Annotated in this window: 9 protein-coding genes and 1 pseudogene; 9 read left to right on the top strand and 1 reads right to left on the bottom strand. The window is 36.7% G+C overall.

Annotation, left to right across the window (positions count from 1 at the left end; genetic code table 11):
* Positions 1 to 549 (bottom strand): GNAT family N-acetyltransferase (locus tag AC1DTM_RS17140; RefSeq protein WP_477000546.1); only part of this gene is annotated, 549 nt, incomplete at its 3' end.
* A gap of 178 nt (positions 550 to 727) precedes the next feature.
* On the opposite strand from AC1DTM_RS17140, the gene AC1DTM_RS17135 reads away from it, so the two are divergent.
* The 9 genes and pseudogenes from AC1DTM_RS17135 to AC1DTM_RS17095 form a co-directional block, all read left to right on the top strand.
* Entirely contained in the window at positions 728 to 1,009 is a 282-nt protein-coding gene (locus AC1DTM_RS17135; protein WP_000816054.1) for a YqhV family protein, read from the top strand.
* A 27-nt stretch (positions 1,010 to 1,036) separates the two neighbouring features.
* The gene (gene spoIIIAA / locus AC1DTM_RS17130; RefSeq protein ID WP_477000545.1) at positions 1,037 to 1,963 is read left to right on the top strand and encodes a stage III sporulation protein AA; all 927 of its coding nucleotides are present in this window, start codon (positions 1,037 to 1,039) and stop codon (positions 1,961 to 1,963) included.
* Complete coding sequence (gene spoIIIAB / locus AC1DTM_RS17125; RefSeq protein WP_002088574.1) at positions 1,957 to 2,472, top strand: stage III sporulation protein SpoIIIAB; 516 nt, start codon at positions 1,957 to 1,959, stop codon at positions 2,470 to 2,472. The genes spoIIIAA and spoIIIAB overlap by 7 nt, the downstream gene beginning before the upstream one ends.
* A 14-nt stretch (positions 2,473 to 2,486) precedes the next feature.
* Positions 2,487 to 2,690 (top strand): stage III sporulation protein AC, encoded by a 204-nt coding sequence (gene spoIIIAC / locus AC1DTM_RS17120; RefSeq protein ID WP_000020914.1) that lies wholly within the window; start codon positions 2,487 to 2,489, stop codon positions 2,688 to 2,690.
* A gap of 23 nt (positions 2,691 to 2,713) precedes the next feature.
* A complete protein-coding gene (spoIIIAD, locus tag AC1DTM_RS17115; protein ID WP_078172833.1) occupies positions 2,714 to 3,097 on the top strand; it encodes a stage III sporulation protein AD in 384 nt (127 codons plus the stop codon).
* Between the two features lie 10 nt (positions 3,098 to 3,107).
* Positions 3,108 to 4,280, top strand: coding sequence for a stage III sporulation protein AE (gene spoIIIAE / locus AC1DTM_RS17110; RefSeq protein ID WP_477000544.1), 1,173 nt, complete (start codon positions 3,108 to 3,110; stop codon positions 4,278 to 4,280).
* 12 nt (positions 4,281 to 4,292) lie between these two features.
* Positions 4,293 to 4,925 (top strand): stage III sporulation protein AF, encoded by a 633-nt coding sequence (gene spoIIIAF, locus AC1DTM_RS17105; protein WP_477000543.1) that lies wholly within the window; start codon positions 4,293 to 4,295, stop codon positions 4,923 to 4,925.
* A complete protein-coding gene (gene spoIIIAG, locus AC1DTM_RS17100) occupies positions 4,915 to 5,577 on the top strand; it encodes a stage III sporulation protein AG (RefSeq protein WP_002138287.1) in 663 nt (220 codons plus the stop codon). The genes spoIIIAF and spoIIIAG overlap by 11 nt, the downstream gene beginning before the upstream one ends.
* Positions 5,578 to 5,592: 15 nt before the next feature.
* Positions 5,593 to 5,713 (top strand): annotated as a pseudogene (locus tag AC1DTM_RS17095) (SpoIIIAH-like family protein); the annotation flags it as partial.

The following is a 5,713-nucleotide window of genomic DNA, read 5'->3' as shown; positions in this document are numbered from 1 at the left end:
ATTTTGTACTTTTAACCAATTTGAAAATTTTTCGCATGATACAACATGCAGTACGCAAGGTGATTTTACTTCTTTCTCCAAAGCAGCATGTACGTCTGGAAATTGTTTTTCCACATGTAATGAAATGTAAGGTAGTTTCTCTTGTGCTTTTAAAGAGCGAATGTTAGTCGTTTTAGCACCGGCAAATACGTATGTAAGTTGCAAGTCTAAAAAAGCGATTTTAAAGATCTCTTTTTTAGCAGCTTCGTTATATCCTCTTCCCCAATATTGATAGCCGAGCCAACTTCCAATATGTGAGTGCTTTTGTTCGTAATTAATATGTTTAAGTGTCGTGAGGCCAATTACTTCATTTTCCTCACTTACAATCACTCTTGATAAGGAGTGTTTTTTTCGTTCCTCTCCAATTGCAAAAAGAATGAACGCCTTTGTATCTTCCACTGATTCTACTTTTATCCCTAATGCATTTTTTACATGTGGATTGCTTGATAGCTCAAAAATCACATTTGCATATCGTAAATCGAGCGGTAATAAAGTAACTTGCTTCATCATCTATGCTCCTTTTCTATTAAATATACCATAAATCAATTGGAATATTCAGTTTTCGATCAAGTCGATAGAGAAAAATTATGTTTTTACTTCTGAAATAGACAACCTCTGCATATGGTTGTACAAATATATTCTTTTTCAGAATAAGGAAGTAGTAACTGTTATGGGAGAAGGTGGGAGAATGAAACAGTGGCTAGCGGCAATGGAAACATCCGTGCTTGTTATGGGGTTACTTCGGTTGTTTTCAGGAAGCGCGGAAATATTCGCCGCTTTGCTTATGCTTTACGTGAATGATGCAAAGAAAGCATTGTTTATAAATGGTATGTTGGCGTTTGTTGGACCGACCGTATTAATTTTAACAATGACAATTGGCATAGCGAGTGTAGCAAGTGAGATTTCTTTCTTGAAACTCTTTTTTCTAGCACTTGGAATTGGCTGCATTTTTATCGCGTTGTTGAAATAGTAAGTCGAGTATAGTGGGGAGAAGCTTATGAAAGAAGTATTAGAAGTTTTACCGAAAACGATGAAACAGTTAGTTGAAGGTTGTAAGCAATACGATACTCTAGAGGAAATTCGCGTTCGAATTGGAAGGCCACTAGAGTGTATTGCACATGGAGAAGTGTTTTTCTATGACTATATCGCTACAGCGGAAGATGCAATCCATTTATTGAATAAATTAAGTCAATTCTCAATTTATACGATGGAAGAGGAATTGAAACGTGGATATGTGACACTACGAGGAGGACATAGAATTGGCCTAGCTGGAAAAGTCATTACAGAAAAAAGTACAGTGAAAATGATTCGGGATGTCTCTTCTTTTAATATTCGTATTGCCCGTCAAAAAATAGGGATTGCTGAGCCGCTTATGCCATATCTTTATGAATCGCGATGGTTAAACACGATGGTAATCGGCCCACCGCAAACGGGGAAAACAACACTTTTAAGAGATGTAGCACGCTGTATGAGTCAAGGTGTAAGTGCTTCGAAAATTCCTTCATGTAAAGTGGGGATTGTTGATGAACGATCAGAAATTGCGGGCTGTGTGAAAGGAATCCCGCAATATGACTTTGGCGTGCGAGTAGATGTATTAGACGCTTGTCCAAAAGCTGAAGGAATGATGATGATGATTCGTTCTATGAGCCCAGACATATTAATCGTAGATGAAATTGGACGTAAAGAAGATAGTGAAGCGATTATGGAGGCGGTACATGCAGGTGTTCAGCTTTTTATAAGTGCACATGGATTTTCTTATGATGATGTTGTGAAACGTCCATCGTTACAGGCGGTGCTGGAACTTGGTGTATTTGATAGGTTTGTGGAATTATCAAAAGCGAGAGGGCCAGGAACGGTTATGCAAGTGAAAGATAAATATGGAAAATCAGTATTACCTCATAGAAAGGCTCAAGGCGTATGGTGAAAATATTTGGTGCGGTATTAATAGTTGCTGTTAGCACTTTTTTCGGATTTTCATACGCTAAAAGGTACAGTGAGAGACCGCGGCAACTTAGGTTATTGAAGGCAGCATTGCAATCATTAGAAGCTGAAATTATGTATGGACACACGCCGTTATCTGAGGCTGCAGAGCGTTTAGTCAAACAAATGCCGAAGCCGTTAAATTGGATATTTCAAAGCTTTTCGAAACGGCTAGAGGACGGGGAGCAAACAGTTAGAGAAGCTTGGATTGATAGTTTGAAGGAGAACTGGACGTTAACGGCGTTTAAACAAACCGAGTATGAAATACTGCAACAATTTGGTGAAACACTTGGACAACATGATCGTGAATCACAGCAAAAACATATTCGCTTATGTATTACACATTTGGAGAGAGAAGAAGGAGAAGCGAAAGCATTACAACTACAATATGAAAAAATGATAAAGAGTTTAGGAGTACTAGCAGGGCTACTTATCGTAATTTTACTGCTATAGGGGGGAGAAAGGCGATGTCCATTGATGTTGGATTAATATTTCAAATCGCCGGAATCGGCATTGTTTTAGCTTTCATTCATACTGTACTAAAAGAATTAAAGCGAGAGGATATTGCAAATTGGGTTATCCTTGTCGGTTTTGTCGTTATTTTGTTTCATGTTGCATTTTTAATTAATACTCTATTCGACAAGATTAAAAGTGTCTTTCTCTTCCAGTAAAGGAGGCGGTTCGAATCGAAATTATACAAATTGTCGGATTAGGCCTCGTTGCTACATTTTTAGCTGCTGTTTTAAATCAGCATAAGTCTAGTATTACATCGTTATTTATTGTGTTCATTGGTAGCATGATGTTTCTTCTCTTAATCGATCAAATTCATTCTATTTTACAAATGATTGAGAGAGTGGCGAGTGAAGCGAAGGTTAGCAACGTATATGTAGAAACGTTATTGAAAATTATAGGGATTGCTTATATCGCTGAGTTTGGTGCGCAAATTACAAAGGATGCTGGTCAAGGTGCAATCGCTTCGAAAATTGAATTAGCTGGGAAAATCTTAATTCTCGTCATGGCAATTCCTATTTTGACGGTTGTAATTGAAACAATTCTCGGTTTTTTACCTACGGGATAAGGGGGAGTGAATGTTGAGGAAGTTTGGAGCTAAGCTATTATTTGCTTGCTTCCTTTTCYTTTCTTTACCGATTGTTGTACAAGCTTCTCCTATAGAAACAAACGTCGTTGATCAACAATTGGATAAGCTCGGAATTGAAGATGTGAAGCAATTTTGGGACGGGCTTGTTACAAAGTATGGAGGCTATTTACCAGAGAGTCAAAAAGGAAGCTTTATGGAGTTTGTAAAGGGAGAAAAAGAGTTCTCCATAAAAGAGTGGATGATAGGTCTACTAAAATATTTATTTCATGAGCTTGTTGCAAATGGAAAGTTACTTGGAACGCTCATTATGCTCACGATTTTCAGTGCATTGTTGCAATCGTTGCAATCTGCTTTTTCAAAGAGTAGCGTGAGTAAAATCGCTGATGCAGTCGTATACATGGTACTTATTATTTTCGCTTTAAATAGTTTTTATGTCGTTATGACATATGCAAGAGAGACGATACAAACAATGGTAGATTTTATACTAGCGTTATTACCAATTTTACTTGCACTCGTAGCAACAGGCGGCGGTGTTGTTTCTGTATCATTTTTTCATCCAATCATCATTTTCTTAATGAATACGAGTGGGCTTCTTATGAACTATATCGTTCTACCACTTTTATTACTTGCAACTATATTAAGTATTGTAAGCACGATGAGTGATCAATATAAAGTTACGAAATTGTCCAAGCTTTTGCAAAACGTTAGTGTTGGGATTATTGGTATCTTTTTGACGGTTTTTTTAGGCGTATTATCTGTACAGGGAACAGCGTCAGCCGTTGCTGATGGTATAGCTGTGAAAACGGCTAAATTTGTAACAGGAAACTTCATTCCTGTAGTAGGAAGGATGTTTACTGAGGCGGCGGATACTGTTATTAGTGCATCTGGATTATTAAAAAACACAGTCGGAATTATCGGGCTCGTTATTTTATGCTTAATTGTCGCTTTCCCAGCGATTCAAATTTTTTGTATCGCGTTTATTTATAAATTCGCAGCAGCAGTATTGCAACCAGTAGGCGGAGGAGCAATTATTCAATGTTTAGATATCATTGGACGAAGTATCATTTACGTATTTGCTTGCTTAGCTATCGTATCATTTATGTTCTTTTTAAGTATCACAATTATTATTGCTGCCGGGAACATTACTCTCATGATGCGGTAGGAGGTGAAGAGTATGCAATTTGTTACAGAGTGGATTAGAAATATTATCGTTTTTTTACTCTTAGCGACAATGCTTCATCTTATTCTTCCAAATTCAAATTTGCAAAAGTACGTTAAATTCGTTGTAAGTCTATTGTTAGTCGTATTAATTTTAACGCCTCTATTTAAGTTGTTACAAACAGATGTAAATGAAGTTATCGCAAATTTCAATGAAGAGAAGTACGTAGCAGACGGATCTGTAAAAAATTCGATAGATTCGAAGAAAAAAGAAATACAAGCTCTAACACGTGCATATAGTTTAGAAGAGATGGCTACCAAAATGAAAAAAGACGTAGGAAAAGAGTTTGAGAAAAAGTATGGTATGACAGTCTCTGAAATACAAATAGTTGCAGTGGAACATGCAGAAGAAGTAAAGTCAGCGAAAGATATTCAATCTGTTGTTGTGACGTTGAAAGAAAAAGAACGTAGTAAAAATGATGCAATCGAAACAGTAAAGCCCATTGAAATTAATATGAAAGAACCTCCAAAAAAAATAGAAGAAACGAATGTAGAAATGAAAGATTTCTTTTCAAGCAGGTGGCAACTAGAGGATAAACAAATCCAAGTTCAGATGGAAGGGAGKACAGGTAGCGTAAATGGACAATAAAGATAAAAATTCGAGGTTCTCATTTTTTCGAAACCTATTAAATGGGGATGGAAAAGAAAGTAATGAGAAGGGGAAAAAGGTAACACCTAAGTTTTTGCTTGTCCTACTCATACTTGGGATTGCGCTTATGTTTTCTAGTAATTACTTATCACCTAAAAAAGAAGAAGTGCCTGTGTTTAAAGAAAAGACAAGTCAAAGCCAAGATAAAGATGTACCAACTTTCGGTCAAAAAAACAATGATAATATGTCAAATGTAGAAAAATACGAAAAAGCGTATGAACAAGAATTGAAAGCTTCTTTAGAAGAGATAGCCGGAGTAAAAGATGTAACTATTAAAGTGAACTTAGATTCATCTGAAGAAAAAATACTCGAGAAAAATACAGTAAAACGTTCACAAACGACAGGTGAAACTGATAAAGCAGGCGGGAAAAGGGAAGTAGAAGACGAGTCTCTTGATGAAAAGACAGTCATTATACGTGAAGGTGATAAAGAAACTCCAATTGTTTTGCGAACAGAGAAACCGAAAGTACGGGGTGTTCTGGTCGTAGCAAAGGGAGTGGATAATATACAAATAAAAGCAATGGTAAAAGAAGCTGTGACGCGATTATTAGATGTACCAGCTCATCGCGTTTCAGTATCACCGAAAAATTGATAGGGAGGAAATAAAGTGTTAAAAAAACAAACGGTTTGGCTATTAACGATGTTAAGTTTAGTGGTTGTACTATCTGTTTATTACGTAACAACTCCTGATAAAATGAATACAGCAGCACCGGCAACGGGTGAAAAGA

The organism is Bacillus sp. P4_D3 (assembly GCF_056401855.1).
Note: the sequence above shows the minus strand (reverse complement) of the source record. Positions and strands in the feature narration are given on the sequence as shown.